The organism is Arcobacter sp., from assembly GCF_050300555.1.
Classification (GTDB): domain Bacteria; phylum Campylobacterota; class Campylobacteria; order Campylobacterales; family Arcobacteraceae; genus Arcobacter.
Map to the genome: position 1 here is coordinate 1 of NZ_JBNKXY010000381.1, position 539 is coordinate 539.

The following is a 539-nucleotide window of genomic DNA, read 5'->3' on the forward strand; positions in this document are numbered from 1 at the left end:
ATGAAGGTATTAAACAGTACAAGGAAGCATTCTACCAAGAATGAATATTTTCCTATGCCTATTCTATTTTCTACAATTTATTTATTGCAGGAATAGAAATTAAATCCTAGCAATTATTCTAAGCAGGAAATAATTATGAGTATTTTTGTATAAACTACTGACCATGATATGAACATGCATGCAAAAATTCAGAGTATGAACAGGTATAGATATTTGTAAATAAATACTTTAGTATTTGAGTTCTTGTAATTTTGTACAATGCAAAAATGAGTAAAATATGATAAGGTCAAGCTCATTGGACAGATTTGCTCTTGAGGATTCTATAGAAGTTTATTTTGTATTTTTATGGATTTTATTTTATTTTCTAGAGATTTTAGAAGGTTGCAACAATTTCTGGAAATATAAACAAAAATGAAAAAAATAAAACCCGGGCGCACAGTGCTAGGCCGCACTGTGGCCCACAGCTTCCATCCTTCGGCCTGGCCCAGTAGCACAATGGCCCGGCCCATGCCTGCCGGTGCGGCAAAGCGCGTGCCCGA

At 35.3% G+C, this 539-nt stretch carries 1 protein-coding gene; it reads right to left on the reverse strand.

The window, feature by feature from the left end:
- Nucleotides 1-320: 320 nt before the first annotated feature.
- Nucleotides 321-539 (reverse strand): hypothetical protein (locus ACQY5W_RS13545; RefSeq protein ID WP_428025495.1); only part of this gene is annotated, 219 nt, incomplete at its 5' end.